The sequence below is a fragment of the Clostridium sardiniense genome (assembly GCF_019753795.1).
In the GTDB taxonomy this organism is placed as follows: domain Bacteria; phylum Bacillota; class Clostridia; order Clostridiales; family Clostridiaceae; genus Clostridium; species Clostridium sardiniense.
Map to the genome: position 1 here is coordinate 65,688 of NZ_JAIKTU010000005.1, position 18,728 is coordinate 84,415.

Annotated in this window: 13 protein-coding genes; 3 read left to right on the forward strand and 10 right to left on the reverse strand. The window is 28.8% G+C overall.

Going from position 1 to position 18,728, the window contains the following annotated elements:
- Positions 1-194: 194 nt before the first annotated feature.
- Positions 195-1,601 carry a tyrosine-tyramine antiporter gene (tyrP, locus tag K5V21_RS07045; protein ID WP_221860309.1) on the reverse strand — a complete coding sequence of 469 codons (1,407 nt, stop codon included), beginning with the start codon at positions 1,599-1,601 and terminating at the stop codon, positions 195-197.
- 602 nt (positions 1,602-2,203) lie between these two features.
- Here tyrP (K5V21_RS07045) and K5V21_RS07050 point away from each other — a divergent pair.
- The gene (locus tag K5V21_RS07050) at positions 2,204-4,075 is read left to right on the forward strand and encodes a pyridoxal-dependent decarboxylase (protein ID WP_221860312.1); all 1,872 of its coding nucleotides are present in this window, start codon (positions 2,204-2,206) and stop codon (positions 4,073-4,075) included.
- Positions 4,076-4,136: 61 nt separating this feature from the next.
- Here K5V21_RS07050 and tdc read toward each other — a convergent pair whose 3' ends face one another.
- The 4 genes from tdc to K5V21_RS07070 all read right to left on the reverse strand — a co-directional run bounded on the left by tdc (position 4,137) and on the right by K5V21_RS07070 (position 10,857).
- Entirely contained in the window at positions 4,137-5,990 is a 1,854-nt protein-coding gene (gene tdc / locus K5V21_RS07055; RefSeq protein WP_221860313.1) for a tyrosine decarboxylase, read from the reverse strand.
- 184 nt (positions 5,991-6,174) lie between these two features.
- Positions 6,175-7,587, reverse strand: coding sequence for a tyrosine-tyramine antiporter (tyrP, locus tag K5V21_RS07060; protein ID WP_221860315.1), 1,413 nt, complete (start codon positions 7,585-7,587; stop codon positions 6,175-6,177).
- 943 nt (positions 7,588-8,530) lie between these two features.
- Positions 8,531-10,252 (reverse strand): MFS transporter, encoded by a 1,722-nt coding sequence (locus K5V21_RS07065; RefSeq protein WP_221860317.1) that lies wholly within the window; start codon positions 10,250-10,252, stop codon positions 8,531-8,533.
- 56 nt (positions 10,253-10,308) lie between these two features.
- Positions 10,309-10,857 (reverse strand): TetR/AcrR family transcriptional regulator, encoded by a 549-nt coding sequence (locus tag K5V21_RS07070; RefSeq protein WP_221860318.1) that lies wholly within the window; start codon positions 10,855-10,857, stop codon positions 10,309-10,311.
- A gap of 444 nt (positions 10,858-11,301) precedes the next feature.
- Here K5V21_RS07070 and aspD point away from each other — a divergent pair, with 444 nt between their 5' ends.
- Positions 11,302-12,948 carry an aspartate 4-decarboxylase gene (gene aspD, locus K5V21_RS07075; protein ID WP_221860320.1) on the forward strand — a complete coding sequence of 549 codons (1,647 nt, stop codon included), beginning with the start codon at positions 11,302-11,304 and terminating at the stop codon, positions 12,946-12,948.
- A gap of 56 nt (positions 12,949-13,004) precedes the next feature.
- Here the strand turns inward: aspD and recQ are convergent, their stop codons facing one another.
- The 4 genes from recQ to K5V21_RS07095 all read right to left on the reverse strand — a co-directional run bounded on the left by recQ (position 13,005) and on the right by K5V21_RS07095 (position 16,927).
- Positions 13,005-15,179: a DNA helicase RecQ gene (gene recQ, locus K5V21_RS07080; RefSeq protein ID WP_221860322.1), complete on the reverse strand. Its 2,175-nt coding sequence runs from the start codon at positions 15,177-15,179 to the stop codon at positions 13,005-13,007.
- 168 nt (positions 15,180-15,347) lie between these two features.
- Complete coding sequence (locus tag K5V21_RS07085) at positions 15,348-15,857, reverse strand: AAA family ATPase (RefSeq protein WP_221860719.1); 510 nt, start codon at positions 15,855-15,857, stop codon at positions 15,348-15,350.
- A gap of 27 nt (positions 15,858-15,884) precedes the next feature.
- On the reverse strand, positions 15,885-16,445 hold the full coding sequence (locus K5V21_RS07090) for an NUDIX hydrolase (protein ID WP_221860324.1): 561 nt from the start codon (positions 16,443-16,445) through the stop codon (positions 15,885-15,887).
- Between the two features lie 44 nt (positions 16,446-16,489).
- Positions 16,490-16,927 carry a GNAT family N-acetyltransferase gene (locus K5V21_RS07095; protein ID WP_221860327.1) on the reverse strand — a complete coding sequence of 146 codons (438 nt, stop codon included), beginning with the start codon at positions 16,925-16,927 and terminating at the stop codon, positions 16,490-16,492.
- Between the two features lie 124 nt (positions 16,928-17,051).
- Here K5V21_RS07095 and K5V21_RS07100 point away from each other — a divergent pair, with 124 nt between their 5' ends.
- The gene (locus tag K5V21_RS07100; protein WP_221860329.1) at positions 17,052-17,897 is read left to right on the forward strand and encodes a hypothetical protein; all 846 of its coding nucleotides are present in this window, start codon (positions 17,052-17,054) and stop codon (positions 17,895-17,897) included.
- Positions 17,898-18,099: 202 nt separating this feature from the next.
- Here K5V21_RS07100 and K5V21_RS07105 read toward each other — a convergent pair whose 3' ends face one another.
- Positions 18,100-18,672, reverse strand: a complete 573-nt coding sequence (locus K5V21_RS07105; protein ID WP_221860331.1) for a DJ-1/PfpI family protein — start codon at positions 18,670-18,672, stop codon at positions 18,100-18,102.
- Between the last annotated feature and the right edge of the window lie 56 nt (positions 18,673-18,728).

Genomic DNA, 18,728 nt, shown 5'->3' on the forward strand with positions numbered 1-18,728 from the left:
ATTGAAAAGATTTTGATTAATAGTTCATATTTGATTAATTTTTCTGTATTAATATGGATAAACATTAATATTTACATGATTACTTTATTAATAATGTGAAAATATAGCTTTGTAAATCAATCTTTTAACATCACTGCCTTAATAATACATTTATTGTATTATTAAGGCAGTGATTATTCTTTACTTATTCTTCTTTAATTCTTCTTCCATTCAGGTCTTCTAAATTTAAATATTAATAATGGAATTATAACACTTACTATTGTTCCAATTATTTGGAATAATATATAGAAAGTATGTTCACTCTCTTTTAATATTGATGGTGGTATTAAACTTACTATTATAGTAAGGATAACTCCGAACAAAGCAAGTAAAACTATTACCCACATAAAGCCATTTCCATGTGAACCTAATCTAAATGGTCTATTAACATTTGGTTCTTTATATCTTAGCAATATAGCAGACACCCCTATTAAAATATATACTATACAATAAAGTATAGTTGTTGTTATTGTAATCATAAAGAATGCACTATTTACATTTGGAATTGCTACATATGCTAATGTAAGAAGAGATACAACTATAGCTTGTATTATTACAAAAGTTATAGGTACTCCCTTATCTGTTCTCTTTTGGAACAATTTTGGTAAATTTCCTTCCTCAGCAACCTTAATCATTGCTTTTGATGGTCCAAGTACCCAAGCACTTATTTGTGCCAATACCCCAATTGCTATCATAGCTGATATTATATTATTAAATATTGCTGGTATTCCAAGTCCTTTGCAATAAATAACAAATGGTTGTGTAATATTTGCAAGTTCCATATGTCCATCAGGAACTGCATTTGCAACAGTAAGTCCTGCAGTTAAATTTAATATTGCAAGTACTATTACTGATAAAATAACTGCTATTGGATAATTCTTCTTTGGATTTTCAATATTATTAGCATGTACTGATGATATTTCTACTCCTGCAAATATAAATATAATTCCTGAGAAATAAGTTAAACTTCCCAAATCATGAAAATCAGGAATTAGTTTGCTTGCACTAAAAGTTCCTAGATAACCATTAGGATTTAATCCAAATTTAATTAAATAAGCTATTCCTAATGCTACAAGTGCTATAAATGGTATGTATACACCTATTACTGCCCCCCAATCACCAACTATCTTAACCATATCAAATTTTAAGTTTAATAATGTAACACCCCAGAATGATATAAGTATACAAAGTGCTACGAAAACATTATTTTGTGATAATGTTGGATTGTTTACAACATATCCAAGTAATACCCCTACTGTAGTTCCTACCATAACCATACCAGTCATCATTTGAACCCATAAAAGCCATGAAGTTACAAAACCCCACTTTTCTCCAAGAGCTTCTTTAACCCAAACTTGTGGTCCTCCTTCCTCTGGCCATCCAGTTGCAAGTTCTGCTGCTATTAATGATATCGGAATAGCAAAAATTACTATAGCTCCAACAAAATAAAATATCTGTGTCCATCCATTAATAGCTAATGTAGGTACACTTCTTACAGTTCCAAAAAACGCCATGGTTATACCAATTAATTGGAAAAGTGTCAGTTTCTTTACACTGCTCATATCTCCTTACTTCCTCTCGTAATACTTTATCTCATATGATAATAAAATCATTAAGGACAAGTACGTATTTTTTAACTTTATGATAAACCTTTAACTTTCATTGTCAAACATAGTATTAATTATCATTTTTTTGTATTTTAACTTTATCTTTATATACTTAAGAAAGTTAAATATTTTTTTATATTTCTCAAAGTCTTTTTATTAATATCTTCTTTTTTTAATCATTAAATTCATATATTATTAACACTAATCTATAGTTTATCTATAGCTACTATTTTTTGTATGAAATTTATCATAATAAACAATTAATAATATTTACTAAAAAAATCCCCCTTGTAATCTTTTTCATAGTATCTATTGGATACTTTATTCCAATAATTATATATTATATATACTTTTTTCCTATTCTATCATTTATCAAGTACCTTTTTTATTAAACTAATAATTCTTCCCAGTATATACCCTTTATTCAAATATTGTTAATTTTTGCACTATATTTACTAAACATCTATTATTTAGTCGTAATAATTCAAGTCAATGTAATTAATATAATAATATTTCTTACATTGGCTATTTTTAAATATATTAAGGAGATGTTTTTAATGGAAAATACTACTGATGTAAATTTAGATGCCCTATTTTTAGGACCAAAATCTGAAAACGAGGATTTTTTCTTAAAAAATCTAACAAAAATGTTTAATCAACATTCTCAATGGAGAAAAAACTTTCATCCAGAAGATGGTGATGTAATACTTAATGATACAATTTCATCTCAAGACTTTATAAATACACAAAATAAAACTGAAAATATATTAGAAGAACTTTCTTCTAAATTAAGATCTAACATGATGCCTTGGCATTCAATGAGATATATAGGTCATATGAATACAGATACACTTATGCCTTCCTTACTTGGATATTTTGCTGCTATGCTTTACAATGGTAACAATTGTGCTTATGAAGGTGCACCTGCAACTACTATTTTAGAAGGTGAAGTTGGTGAAGACTTCTGTACTCTTATGGGAATAAATCCTCAAACAGGTTGGGGACACATAAGTGCTGATGGTACAACTGCAAACTTAGAGGCCTTATGGTATGCAAGAAACTTAAAATCTATCCCACTTGCCCTTAAAGAAGTTTCTCCTGAACTTGTTTCCGGAAAGTCTGAGTGGGAATTATTAAACATGTCAGTTGATGAAATATTAGATTTATTAGAAAAGAATCCTAAGAAACTTGATAAAATAAAATCCAATTCTGCAAGAGCTGTATCTTCTATCATACCAAAACTCGGAAAGTTATTAGTTCCACAAACAAAACATTACTCATGGCTTAAGGCCGCAGATATATTAGGTATTGGCAGTGACAATTTAATTGAAGTTCCAGTAGATAACCATTTCAGGATGGATATAACTGCCCTTGAGAACATAATAAATAATTGTATAAAAAATCAAGTTCCTATTTTAGGCCTTGTTGGTGTGGTTGGGTCTACAGAAGAAGGTGCTGTCGATTATATAGATAAAATAGTGGCCCTAAAAGATAAATTTTCAAAGCAAGGTATTAACTTCTATTTCCATGTAGATGCTGCTTTTGGCGCTTATGCACGTTCAATATTCCTAGATGAAAACTTTAATTTTATAAAAGAATCAGATCTAAAGGAAAAGTTTAAGGAACATAATATATTCCAAAACCCTGATGATGTAGATTGGCCATCTTCTTCAATATATAATGCTTTTAAATCTATGGACAAGGCAGACAGTATAACCATAGATCCTCATAAAATGGGTTATGTTCCTTATGCAGCAGGTGGAATATGCATTAAGGATAAAAGAATGAAAGATTGCATATCATATTTTGCTAATTATGTTTTTGAAAAAGGTATGGATATTCCAGTTTTATTAGGTGCTTTCACTCTAGAAGGTTCTAAAGCTGGTGCATCTGCCGCTGCTGTTTGGGCTGCTCATAAAGTATTACCCCTTAATATCACAGGATATGGTAAATTAATAGGCTCTAGTATAGAGGGTGCTCATAATATTTATAATAGGATAGAGTCTCAAAAAACCTTTGAGGTTCGTGGTAAGAATTTAGTAGTACATGCTTTAGTTAATCCTGACTTTAATATGGTAGATTTTGCTTTTAATATAGAAGGAAATACTGATTTAAAGCTCATGAATGAATTAAATCATAGATTCTATGAGGAAGCTTCCTTCTGTACAAAACTATTTACAAATGATTTTATAACATCTCATACAGTATTTGATTATGTAGATTATGGTGATAGTCTCGTAAATTTTGTAAATAAATTTAATATATCAAAAGATGAATGGGATAAAGTTCATCAAGTAAGTGTATTAAGAGCTACAGCTATGAATCCTTTCTTTGCAGATAGGGAAACCTTCAATACTTATAATGAAAAAATTAGTGAAGCTATAGTTAATGATTTAAAATTAGTCTTAAGTGACCTTGATATAAAATAATATTTAAAGCTAAAAAGGACCTCACAAAATGTGAAGTCCTTTCTTATATAAGAAATTTATATTATCTTACGTCGTAGATATTTTCTAATTTCTTTTGGATTGCTGCATCTACCTTATCCATGTATTCAGCAAATGTTTCTTTGTTGTTTATGAATGGTGAAAGTACGCATGCTCTTAATACAGTAACCTTTTGTACTTCATCCCACTCTTCTCTTGAGAATCCAAGTGATTTAACAAATGGGTATGGGCTGTTTCCGTAGTCTGGTACTGCGAAATCAGTATGTGAAGTGATGAAATCATTATTGTATAATCCACCTCTTACATATGAAGCTTCTTCATAGAAATCGTGGTTTAAGTGATTCATCTTAGTTAAATCAGTGTTTCCTTCTTCATTGAATGCGAAGTCAACCATGTTGAAATCAGGTCTTATTAATGTGTTAAGTATAACCTTCTTGTCTCCAACCATGAATTCTTTTCCGTTGAAGTGGTTGTAAAGGTTGAATGAACCTTCAATTCCAGCTCCGATAAGTTTTCCGTATCCAGTTATGTTTAATGGTAATGTTCTGTGAGCTGTCCAAACTGATGCAGCTGTAGCTCCTGCTTTTGATCCTTCAAGCATGAATGCTCCAAGTAATGCAGGGATGTCCATTCCTTTTTCAAATACGTAAGTTGCAAAGTATGAGATTGATTCTCTCATTCTCTTATCTTTTATAACTATACCACCAGCTGAGTAAGGGATGTATCCCATTTTGTGAGGATCGATAGTTACTGTATCACATTCGCTTATAGCCTTGAATGCTTCATAAGTATCATCTGAAGGCCATTCTGTTTCTTCGTTTAAGAATACTCCATGCTCTAAGTATTTAGCTTTTAATTCATCTTTAGGAATGAAGTTGAAGTTTTCATCTAAGAATATTGATCTAGCATATCCACCGTATGCAGCATCAACGTGTACGTAGAAGTTTATTCCTTCTTTAGCTAATTTATCTCTTACAGCTATGATCTTGTGTATATCATCAACTGCTCCTTCTTCTGTTGAACCAACAACACCAACAACTCCTAGAGTTGGGATTCCTTGTGCAGCTAATTCTCTTATTCTCTTTTCAAGAACTTCTGTATTCATTCTGTATTGTTCGTTAACTTCTACAGCTTCAACTTGGTCTAAACCGATACCGATTATATCAGCTGATTTAAGCCATGAGTAGTGCTTAGTTTGTGGAACAAACCATTTTCCTAATTTTCCTAAGTTTTTACCGCTTCTAGCTGATTTATCTTTTAAATCATCTAACTTTTCTGGTACTCTATCAACTAAGTCTAAGATATCTTTAGTTGACATGTTTAATAATTCCCATTCAGTTTTTCCTTCAACTAATTCAGGTGCTACTTCTCTCATTGCAAGTGGTAATGATTTTATGTTTCTTGCATACCAGATAGCTTCTAAGTTAGCGATTGATCCGTCAGCACAGATGTGTCCCCAACCTATTTCATCTTCGTATCCCATAAGTTTTGCAAAATCTGCTCCAACTTCTTCTTCCATTTCTGAAGTTCCTGGTGATGATTCGTAAGCAACGTTGTTACCATTGTATAACATTGCAGCGAAGTATCCTAATATAGCTGGCATTAAAGTTTCTGAGTTCATATGTCCTAAGAATCTTGGTGAATGCCATGGTAATGATTGTGATCTTAACTTTCTTGATAATTCAGTTAAAACTTCTTCCATTCTGTCAGCAGTCATCATGTAGTCTTCTTCACACATGTCTGCTTTCTTTATTATGTTCTTATCTTCTGGATGGTAGTTTTTTCTCCATTCGCTGTGATCTTCAAATAACATTTTTAAATGTTTTTCAAATGTATCTTTGTTTTCTGACTTTGGTCCTAAAAATAATGCTTTTAAGTTTAAATCTTGTGCGCTCATTTATAAGTCTCCTTTTCATATGCTTTGTAATATATTACAAACCATATGACCATTTAAAATGAAAGATTAACCTCAGTTTAAATAATCATACGTTTCAAATATATTGATTTAATGCTTTTTGTTTTAAATAATGCTTTTTTGTTTTTAAATAATGCTTTTAATTTATAATAAAATAATGCTTAAATTATTTATTATCTACTTTTTTCCATTCTGGTTTCTTACATTTGAATATTATAAGTGGTATTACTACACTTACTATTGTTCCAATTACTTGGAATGCAATATATCCAGTATGTTGTTCTTTTGGTAATATTGATGGTGGTATTAAACTTACTATTATAGTGATTGCTACACCGAATAAAGCAAGTAATGCAACTATCCACATTAATCCATTTCCTGATCCTAATCTGAAAGGTCTTTCAACATTAGGTGCTTTGTATCTTAAAACTATAGCTGAAACTGCAATTAAGATATAAACTACGCAGTAAAGTATAGTAGTAGTTACAGTGATCATAAAGAATGCACTGTTAACATCGTCTGTTACTAAGTAAGTTATTGATATTAATGAAATAACTATAGCTTGTATTAAAACGAATGTTATTGGTACTCCATTTGAAGTTCTCTTTTGGAATACTCTTGGTAAGTTTCCTTCGTCAGCAACTTTAATCATTGCTTTTGATGGTCCAAGTACCCATGCACTTAATTGAACTAATACACCTATTGCTATCATAGCTGATATTATGTTTGAGAATACTGATGGTATTCCAAGACTTGCACAGAATATAACAAATGGTTGAGTTATATTAGCTAATTCCATTTTTCCCATTGGGACTGCATTTGCAACTGTTAAACCAGCTATTAAGTTAAATATAACTAAAAGAATAACTGAACCTATAACAGCTATTGGATAATTTTTCTTTGGGTTTTCAATATTATTAGCATGAACTGATGATATTTCTACCCCTGCAAATATAAATATAATTCCTGAGAAATAAGTTAAACTTCCGAAATCACTGAAGTTTGGTATTAACTTGCTTGCGCTGAATGTTCCTAAGTAACTATCAACTTGGATTCCGTTTTTAAAGAAGTATGCTAAACCTAGTACTACTAATGCTACGAATGGAATATAAACACCAATTATAGCACCCCAGTTACCAACGATCTTAACCATATCGAATTTAAGGTTTAGTAAAGTAACTCCCCAATAAGAAATAAGTATAACGATAAATATAAATACATGGTTACTTGCTAATTCTGCATTTCCTACAACATAGCCAAGTAAAACTCCAACTGTTGAAGCAACCATAACCATTCCGAAGAACATTTGAACCCATAAAAGCCATGATGTTACGAATCCCCATTTTTCTCCTAGGGCTGCTTTAACCCAAACGTGAGGACCTCCTTCTTCTGGCCATCCTGTTGCTAGTTCTGCTGCTATTAATGATATAGGGATAGCAAAAACAACAACTGCTCCTACAAGGTAAAAGATTTGAGTCCAACCGTTTATTGCTAATGTAGGAACACTTCTAACTGTACCAAAGAAGGCCATTGTGATTCCTATAAGTTGGAAAAGTGTAAGTTTTTTAACACTGCTCATAAGACTACTTCCTTTCATGAAAATATTTAATTTTTTAATCTAGAGTAAATTATTTATATGTATAAAGATATATTATAGTTATATAATCTACTCCAAAATTTACTTCATATTAAAACATAATGTGTTTTCTACGAAGCACATACTCTATATTATTCTCTTTTATTTTTTTGTCAAATTACCAAAGAATGTGTCGAACACAGTTTGTTTATATTTTTTACATTTAAGTAATTTTATTTTCATTTTATTCATTTAAAATGCTATTAAATCTAATTTATATTCAGTCTAATAATAGATTTATTTAGTTTTTTTAAATATTTGTTCATAAATTATTGGTGATACCAATATGAATTCGTTTTTATATTTTACCTTTTTATTAACTAAATTTAGTCTTAGTAAACCGTTTTCTCTACTGTTTTATTCATAAAAATAAATAAATATTGTATAAATACTTCTTAAATTAACATAAAATACAATATATAGAAATTTTATTGTAAATATTATTACAAATGTTTTTCAATATTATGCCCATATGTCTATAGTATTTTTTTACATTTTTGAAGGTTTTAGTATATTTGTATAGAATACTAAAATAACATCTTTATTTTGTGGGGAGGGAATTTATGAGTACAAAATCTGATGCTGTTAAAATTAGTTTAGGAATAATCGCGCTGTTTGGCTTTTTAGTAGTGTTTGCTCTTTTCTATCAAAACTTCTTTTTGTAAATTTTAACCAAACAAAAAAGTGCTTTGTTTTAATCAAACAAAGCACTTTTCTTATTATATAATTAACACATAATAAATATATATCATTCTTAAATTATGTATTCAATTCATATTTTTAACATTTTAATAACTATTATAAAATGTATATTTATTAGTTTTATATACCACTTTTATTTATAAAAATTATAGAATCACACTAGTAATATAAAACTAATACATATTTAAGCTTCTTCTTTCTTCTTATTAGTTAAAAATAATGCAAGTACAAATCCAACTGCAGCTATTATTGCTGATGCAATAAATAACTCTGCAAATCCACCATTTAAGGTTTGTTGGAAAGTATTTTCTATTGCAACCCTTGCAGCATCCACTTTAGTTAAATATTCTGCCTTCATTCCATTAAATACTGCATCTACAGTAGTATGTGGTGGTATATGGCCTGCAAGACCTTGTTCTATTGCAGGTTTTGCTTTATCAAACATGAAACTTGCAAACTCTTTCATTACGCCTGTAATACTTGTTACATCAGCATTTTGGAATGAGTTTAGTATATTTTGTGGAACATTTCCCATTGCATGTCCCATATTTGCTGATGCTCCCTGAATTGGTGGCATAACTTCCATAAGTTTTGTTGGCATTTTATCCCCAGCTTCAGCTATAAAGTTTACTAATATATTAGGTGATACTGCAATACCAACACTTTTTATAAGTGATAGTGTTGCCTGTGCTGATCCTGCTTCTTCTTTTGGTACATTTACTTGCATCAAATAATTAAGTGGTGTACCCATTGTTAGTCCCATACCAGCACCCATTATACAAAGAGCTATAATTAATAAAGGTGCATTATCTGACTTTGAGACAAATAAAGCTAAAGTAAGAGTTCCAACTACTGTACACCCAAAACCTACTAACAGTACCGCTTTTGCTGAATATTTATCTATAAACTTACCACCTATAGGTGCTGCTATTCCTGAGAAAATAGCCATTATTGTTATTAGATATCCACCTGAGCCTTGGCTTAATCTTAATGTATTTTCACCAAATTGAGGTATAAATACAACACTCATCATTCCACATCCAACAACTAAACTCATGATTAAAGTTATACATATATTTCTGTTTGTAAAATAACCTAAGTTTATTATTGGATCTTCTGCTCTATTTTCACGATATATAAATATAGGTAATAATACAACAAATACAATTAAGTAAGGATATACATCAATTGACTTTAATGATGCTGAGAAGCTATGGAAATTTAAATTTGTAACTCCATACATTAATGATAAAATCATTATTGCTACAATTATACTTCCCCAAGTATCCATTCTTTTTTTAGTATGCTCTACTTCTACGATCTTTATCTTAAGAGCCATTATAATAACTACTATACATATAGGAACATTTATAAAGAATAATAATCCCCAGTTATCAGCACCAAAGCCTTGTATAATTCCTGATCCTATTGATGGTCCAAGAGTTGTAGCAATACCATAAGTTGCACCAACTAAACCTAGTGCAGCACCTCTTTTTGCTTTTGGGAAACTTTCTCCAATAAACGCTGTAGCTATTGGCATTATTCCACCACCACCAATAGCTTGTATTACTCTAGCTACTAGTAAGAAATTATATCCTCCAACATAATCTGATATACCACATAAGGCTGAACCTATACCAAATAGAGTTATTGAAAATACAAACATCTTCTTCTTTCCATACCTATCTGATAATTTTCCTGAGATAGGCATTACAACTGCATAGGCCAGAGTATATATTGTAATCATCCAAATAGAACTATCTGCACTTACACCTAATGCATCTGCAATAATAGTTCTAGCCGGTGATACAATACCAGAATCCATACCTCCAATAAATATACCAAGTAAAAACATTATCATTAGTGCTTTTTGTGTCTTTTTACTATAGCCATTCTCATTTTCCATTTTTCTTCCTCCTTTGTAACTGTTATTTATATTTTTTATAAAAATAAACTAAATTATTAATTAGAGTATTTAGAGGTTAATATACATATTAAATCTTCAAAAGAAAAGGTTCTACTTTTTATAATAGTAATCATATTGCTAACTATAAACTTACTAAGTACTCTCTCATTTAATGCTGATTGTATATCGCCATTATTTATATGATATACAATAATCTCCTCTGTTATATCGTATAAAGGTCCAAATATACTATCAATGTTATGATTTGGCTTAGACTTCTCTTCCTTATATACTTCAAAAAATATCCCCATATGATTTGAGAAATAATTATCCACAGCATCATATATAATCTTCATTTTTTCTTCGAAGCCTTTATCTAACTTATTAATATCTTTAAGTTTTAAAATAACCTCTTTCCAATCACCCCTAATTATCTCTAGGACTATTGAATGTTTATTTTTAAAATAATTATAAACTGTTCCAAGACCTATCCCGCAACTTTGAGCTAAATTTCTCATACTCAATTTACTATATCCATCTTCTTTAATCATAAATCTAGCTTCGCTTAATATTTTCTCTTTAGGATTATCTAATATCTTTGGCATCTATTAATCACCCTCTTTATGAACCATGTTCAAATTATAATTTTATTCCATCTCTAATTCAATAGACAAAGTATGATATTTCTGTTAATTGATAATTATTATTCAAAACTATCTATAATTTGTTAATATATAATATATTTTTTGTTGCGTAACCCTGAATAATTATCTCCTATTTCCATTAACTAAATTGACCATTAAATTAATTATTATAGTTACCTACCTAATAATTAATTTATCTATTAATCCATTATAATTTATAAATATCCTCTATGAATATATTTCTTTATTTATCATAATATTACTTTTATGGATTTAATTAAATCTCTTTTAGTAACTTTTCAAAAAATTTAACAATATTATTACGGTTTATTTCTTTTATTAGCGAAAAGTTGTTGTATAGTTTTTTTGGGGCTAAAGTTAACTATACTTTTAGGAGGATAAAAAATGAATGAGAATAAAAAACTTAAAGAGATAGAGGAAATCTATGAGAAGATAAGTCCCTTTGAATTTAAGAATGAGTTAATTAAAGTTGCAAAAAAAGAGCTTGATGGAAGTAAGCGTTCATTGCTTGATGCTGGAAGAGGAAATCCTAATTGGACAGCTTCCACTCCTAGACAAGCGTTTTTTACATTTGGACAATTTGCTGTACTTGAAACTCAAAGAGTTTGGCAAGAAGGTGATCTTGCTGGTATGCCTCACCAAAAAGGAATTTATAACAGATTTAAAGAATTTGCTGATGAAAATATAAATGCACCAGGTATGGAGCTTTTAATAAATATAATTGAATATGGAATAAATAAAAAAGGATTTGACCCTGATAGCTATGTATATGAGTTAGCTGATGGAATAATTGGAGATAATTATCCATTTCCTGATAGAATGCTAACTCATACTGAAAGCATAGTTCATGATTACTTAGTAAAAGAAATGTGTTCTGGCGATATTAGTGATGGAAACTTTGATATCTTTGCAGTAGAAGGGGCAACTGCTGCAATGTGCTATATTTTTGATTCATTAAAAGCTAATGAATTATTATGTAAGGGAGATAAAATTGCCATAATGACACCAGTATTTACTCCTTATTTAGAGATTCCAAATATTCCAAGATATAGTTTAGATATAATCCAAATAAAGGCTGAGGAGTATTCAGCCAATGGAACACCTTCATGGAGAGTACCACAAAGCGAATTAGATAAGCTTAAGGATACTACAATAAAAGCTTTATTTATTGTAAATCCAGGTAATCCATCATCAGTTGCATTAACAGATAAAAGTAAACATAGTTTAATTAAAATAGTTAATGAAGATAATCCAAATTTAATTATAATATCAGATGATGTGTATGGAACATTTGTACCTAATTTCCGTTCATTAATGGCTGATCTTCCATATAACACAATTGGAGTTTATTCATTCTCAAAATATTTTGGAGTAACAGGATATAGATTAGGAACAATAGCACTTCAAAAAATTAATGTACTTGATGATTTAATAAAAAATCTTCCTTCTGATAAAAAAGAACTTATACGCTCACGTTATAAAGATTTATGTACTGATTGCGAAAACATACCATTTATAGATAGAATTGTAGCAGATAGTAGACAGGTCGCCCTTAATCATACAGCTGGCCTTTCAACACCTCAACAAATACAAATGGCATTTTTCTGTGCCTTTGCTTTATTAGATACAGATAATAACTATAAAAATCTAACAATAAATATATGTCGTCGTCGTAAGCAATTATTATTTGATGGATTAGGTGCTGAATTAAAAGATGATCCATATAGTGCTTATTACTATACAGAATTTAATATACTTGAATGGGCAAAGATTAGCTTTGGTTCTGATTTCGCAGACTATCTTAAGAATAACTATAGTTTAGTTCATATACTTTATCATCTAGCTAAAGATTGTTCTGTAATATTATTATCTGGAAGTGGTTTTGATGATTCTGAATGGTCACTTAGAGTATCTCTCGCTAATTTAGATGATCGTGAATACTATAGAATAGGTAAGATTATGCGTAATTTAATGATAGATTTAATATCTAGATGGCAAGAATCTGAAAATTCTACTAAGATATCATCTTAGTTAAGTTTTCTATATTTAAATTTGAAATTTATAAAAAGAGCCTAATACTATAAGTATTAAGCTCTTTTTTCTTCAATAATCTTTTTTAGTATAATAAATTTTATTTTATCATAAGAAAACTCTTCTGAAAGTTCATCCTTTATAGGTTTTACTCTATAAAATCCAATCTTATCTACAACTTCTAATACTTTATTCTCTTCTTCATTATTAAATAAATCTGAAAAGTCTATTTTAAAATCTATATCATTTCCTGCATTCATATATTGCTCTATATGAGATATTATTGTTGTTATAGCAAGACCTCTTTCCTCTGATATACAGTTAAAATCCTTCCCCTCTTTTATCATATTGATTGTTATTTCATAAGATTTTTGTTTTCCATTGTTACTTCCTTTAGATTGTTTTTTATCATTACCTTTATCACTTTTTTTATTGTTATCTTTATGGCTCCATTTAACCTCTATATTGTTTTCATCTATATACTCTTTTATCTTATTTAAGAATTTGTCCCCATACTTTTCTATCTTCTTCTCTCCAACTCCACTTATTTCTATAAGCTGAGTATTATTTATAGGCATTCTAACACTCATATCTTTAAGTGTATTATCCCCAAATACTATATATGGAGGTACTCCTTCTTCCATAGCAATATCTCTACGAACATCTTTTAATATAGCAAATAAGTCATTATTCGTATCAAGCTTTTGAATTTTCCTCTCTTCTTTAAATAATACTTTTTCATTCCCTTTTATCACTTCTAATGACTTGGTGTTTTGCTTAACTACAGGATATTCTCCACCATAATTTATATATCCATGAGATATTAATGTATTTATAAAATCCTTTAATTCTTCTTTTGAGTAATCCTTCATTATTCCATACGTAGTAAGTTCATTAAGTTTAAAGTCAATTATCTTTTGATTTTTAGACCCTCTTAAAACATCTACTATCATCCCTATTCCATATGGTCTTTTCATTCTATAAACACATGATATAACCTTTTGTGCATCTATTGTTTTATCAACAACTTCAGCAGTTGATTCACAATTACTACAATTGTTACAATCTTCTTTAAGCTCTTCGCCAAAGTACTCTAATATAAACCTTCTATAGCATCCATTACAATACACTAAATCAGTCATAGTTTGAAGTTTTGATAATTCATTCATTTTTCTCTGTGGATTAAGTGTTCCTGTGTCTATAATATATTTTTGTGTTTGTACATCACCTGGTGAAAATAATAATATACATTCTGATTTTTCTGAATCTCTACCAGCTCTTCCTATCTCTTGATAATATCCTTCTATATTCTTAGGCATATTAAAATGTATTACATATCTTATATTAGGTTTATCAATCCCCATACCAAAGGCATTCGTTGCTATCATCAAGCTGCTTCTATCATATACAAAATCTTCTTGATTTTCTTTTCTCTCTTCATCTGAAAGTCCAGCATGGTATCTTCCAACACTTACACCTTTTGAACTTAAAACCTCATATAATGAATCTACTTCTTTTCTTGTAGCACAGTATATTATTCCTGATTGATCCTTATTTTCTATAACATAATCTAATATATATTGTTTTTTATTAACACCTTTTTCTATAATTATCTTTAAATTTTCTCTATCAAATCCAGCTACAAATACTTTTGGATTATTAAGATTTAAAAGCTTAACTATATCATCTCTTACTTCTTTAGTTGCTGTTGCTGTAAATGCTGATACAACTGGTCTTTTATTTAACAGTTCTATAAATCTACTTATATGTTTATAACTACTTCTAAAATCATGTCCCCAAGTTGACACACAGTGTGCTTCATCTACTGCTACTTGAGATATATTTATATTAGATATTATATTTAAAAATTCCATTGATTCTAATCGTTCAGGAGCAACGTAGAGAATTTTTATGTCTCCATCTTCTATCTTTCTAAAAACATCTCTTATTTCTAAAGTTGAAAGAGATGAATTAATATATGCTGATTCTATTCCAACGCTATTTAAAGCATCTACTTGGTCTTTCATAAGAGATATCAGTGGTGAAATTACAATTGTTATGCCATCCATCATAAGAGCTGGAACTTGGTAACATATAGACTTACCTCCCCCTGTTGGCATTATGGAAACTACATCATTTCCACTTACTATTTCATTTATTATTTCTTCTTGTCCTTTTCTAAAATTACTATATCCAAAATAACTTTTTAAAACCTTTAATGCATTCTTCAAAATTACTCTCCTCTTTATTTAAATCATATTATTATTATAGACCAAATTTTAAACTTATAAAAAGGAATTACAACCTGTAATCCCTTTTTATAAGTTTATTTTAAATAAGTGACTATTCTAAAGAACCACTTATCTATTCTACAACTAACTTTTTAAAATACTCTTCATCTACTGTCTTATTAAGTAAGTACAGATTTCATCTACTACTTCATCTACATTCTTTTCAGATGTATCAAATTTTTCTGTATTCATATCTTTATATAAATCTAAGTAATTAAGACTTCTCTCTAAACAAGCTATATCTCTCTTACCCTCATCTATATCTTTAGAAATTCTTGCTTTTAATGCACTCTTAGAACATATTAAAGTTATCTTTTCAAGATCATATCCTCTATTATTAAGCCCTAATAGAATTTCTTCCATTATAGATTCATCATGAATTACCCAATTAAAAATAATATTTTCTATATTAGAATTATTCATAAAATTATTTAACAGAAATATAATGTTTTCTTTAACCATTTTCTTATTCTCTTCATTTACAATAAAGGGATCCATCATCCAGCACCAATCCCCATCTAACCAAACTGAATTATTTAATCTTTTGTTTAATTCTTTGCAAGTTGCTGTTTTACCAACACCCATTGTCCCATTTATAACAATTAACCTCTTCATAATAAATAATTCCTTTTTATAATATAAATACTATTTTTTATTTACTCTATCTAAAATCTTTTGGTATACATTTTGCATAAATGGTTCTTTCTCTGTATATTTCATAAGATCTTTTATAGGAAGCCATTTAACTCCGCTATTTTCATCTTCCTTCATTCTAATTTCTTCATCTTCATCACCTTCAAAAAGATAAGCAATTGATAAATGTAGATGTGGTGATACAAATTCACCTCTTTTTATATGCCCATTTACAGGAAGAACATCTAATGAAGCTATTCCATTATAAAGAAGTCTTGCATTCTTTAATCCTGTTTCTTCTTCAAGTTCTTTAAAGGCTACTTTTAAAAAGTCTTCATCCCCATCCATATGTCCACCAGTCCAAGCCCATGACTTATAAATATTATGGTAAGCCATAAGTGCTTTATCCTTTTCTTTATTGACTACAAATGCTGAACTTGTTAAATGGCAAACTACATTCTTTCTTGTAAATATATCTTCAAAATTATTTATACACATAAGTATACTTTCTTTATCCTTTACCTCTTGTTCATTTACAGGTATATACTCCTCTATTTCCCTTTTCCAATTCATAAATTGCTCCCCACTCTCTTTAGTTATTCATTTTTTATATGTCATTATATATTTCTTTCCATCATTACTACATCATCCACAGATTCATATTCATTTTTCTTATAAAACCCTTCTGTCTTATCTGTTCTTGATGTAAGTAAATATATATAATTTATACCTTTATCTTTTAATCTATTTGTAAATTCATTTAATACTTTCTTGCCTATTCCTTGTCCTTTTTTACTATGATCTACACAGAATTCTTTTATATTAAAATGCATGGCATCATAATAGTACTCATGATTTCCAAGAATCATTCCTACAGGCTCCTCATCCAAATAACAAACTAAACCATATGATCCTTCACAATTTATCATCTGTGTTAACCTTTTTGTAGCACTTTCTTCTGTCCATCTATCATTCCATGGCTCTGAATTAAATGATTTAATGTAAAAATTAACTACACTTTCTAAATGTTCTAAAGTAATCTCTTCAAACCTCATTTCTATTACTCCTTTTAAATAATATACAAACTTATTAATTACAACTTTACCTCTTAACATTATATCACATTACTTATAATTCTATTTATGCTATAATATAGGATGTATTTCAAAGGGGGACAATATGAAAAAGAAGGATATTTTTTTAATTATGCTTTCTGCATATATAGGACTATTAACTATATCAAATATTAACTTAAAGGAAAATAATGAGGCTTTAAACTCAGAAATAAATAATTTAAATTTATCAATTAACACTATAAATTCACATATAAGTGACATATATTCTAAAATGGAAGTTTTGAGTACTCCAACACATTTATTAAGTAGCTATAATTTTGAAATAAAAGATAAAAAAATATATATAACAGCAGATATAACCTCGCCTTCCAAACCATCTAAAGTAGTGGTTAAATATAAAGATTCTACTAAAGATAACTGGATGGAAAAAGAGATGACTACTACTGAATACCCACACTATTTCACTAGCATTGATTTTGATCCATCAAAGGACTATAATTTTTCTCTATACTTTATAGAGAGCAATAAAGTATATCCATTTAAAATGGATAACTACTCATTTAAAGCTTTAGCTAAATCTTCTATAGTTCATTCTATAAATTTATACTATAACCCTTTTAATAATTCTATAGGCAATGATTTTTATTTTTCAACTAATCTAAGAGGCGATAATACTAATTTGTTTAATGTAGTCGACTTAACCTATAGAATAGTTTATAATGGAAATTTAATTAAAGAATATACTACTAAAGATTTTGACAATAGAAATAATGGAGCAAGCAACACATTTTTACTAAGCTCTACTATTCCTTCAAAAGATATAAATAAAGATATTGATAGTTCTTTACTTAAAGGAGAGTTTGTTGCAAAAGATTTAGCTGGAAACATCTTTAAAGGAACATCTTTAAATAATGATTTAGATATAACATTATCTGATTCTAATAAATAAAAAGCCCACAGAATACTATTAAACTACGATTATTTTAATTTTTAAATTACTATTTATCATTTATATATGATAAATAGTACAATATAGGGTATAAGCATATATGCTTATACCCTATATTTATTATAATCTATCTTATTTTTATTATTTATGTAATATTATACTTATATTTCTATAAATATAATGTTTTAAGATACATGTTCTTTTATTTAAACATCTCTCTAAAACTTTGTTTTTCTTTATTGTTCTCGAATAAATTCAAGAAATCACATATCTCAACTCCAAAATCTATAAATGAATTACCAATTGCAGTTATTACATTACAATCTCTAACTATATCTACATTAACAAAGTTCTCTCTATTAAAAGGATCCTCTTCTCCAAATATAATTTTGTGTCTATTTGACCACTTCTTTATTGGAGTTGTATATTGTACATTATCTAATGCAGTTGATTTAGCTAAGTATACTGTACCAGCCCCACAAATTCCTGCAATTAACTTATTATTATCTTTAAAGTATAATATTAAATCTTGAAGCTCTTCTCTATAGTCCCCATTCCAACCGCCTGGAATTATAAGACCATCAAATTCGTCATACTCAATATCTTTTAATATCATTTCTGGACTATATATAAATCCAGTTTGTCCTTTAATACTTCTCTCTTCATAAGCCACAGTAACAACTTGTATATCTTCTTGAGTATTTAAAAGATGTGATACAAAGGTAACTTCATAATTAGTCATATTTTCAAAAATAAATAATGCTATTTTTATCAAAGTTTTATCCCCCACTATTCGCGTTATATTTTCCCATTTTTTACTATAATTATATC

Coding starts and splice junctions, on each gene's coding strand:
- K5V21_RS07050 (WP_221860312.1), top strand. CDS start 2,204: ATGGAAAATACTACTGATGTAAATTTAGATGCCCTATTTTTAGGACCA.
- K5V21_RS07065 (WP_221860317.1), bottom strand. CDS start 10,252: ATGGAAAATGAGAATGGCTATAGTAAAAAGACACAAAAAGCACTAATG.
- K5V21_RS07100 (WP_221860329.1), top strand. CDS start 17,052: ATGAAAAAGAAGGATATTTTTTTAATTATGCTTTCTGCATATATAGGA.
- tyrP (WP_221860309.1), bottom strand. CDS start 1,601: ATGAGCAGTGTAAAGAAACTGACACTTTTCCAATTAATTGGTATAACC.
- K5V21_RS07095 (WP_221860327.1), bottom strand. CDS start 16,927: ATGAGGTTTGAAGAGATTACTTTAGAACATTTAGAAAGTGTAGTTAAT.
- aspD (WP_221860320.1), top strand. CDS start 11,302: ATGAATGAGAATAAAAAACTTAAAGAGATAGAGGAAATCTATGAGAAG.
- tyrP (WP_221860315.1), bottom strand. CDS start 7,587: ATGAGCAGTGTTAAAAAACTTACACTTTTCCAACTTATAGGAATCACA.
- K5V21_RS07090 (WP_221860324.1), bottom strand. CDS start 16,445: ATGAATTGGAAAAGGGAAATAGAGGAGTATATACCTGTAAATGAACAA.
- K5V21_RS07070 (WP_221860318.1), bottom strand. CDS start 10,857: ATGCCAAAGATATTAGATAATCCTAAAGAGAAAATATTAAGCGAAGCT.
- tdc (WP_221860313.1), bottom strand. CDS start 5,990: ATGAGCGCACAAGATTTAAACTTAAAAGCATTATTTTTAGGACCAAAG.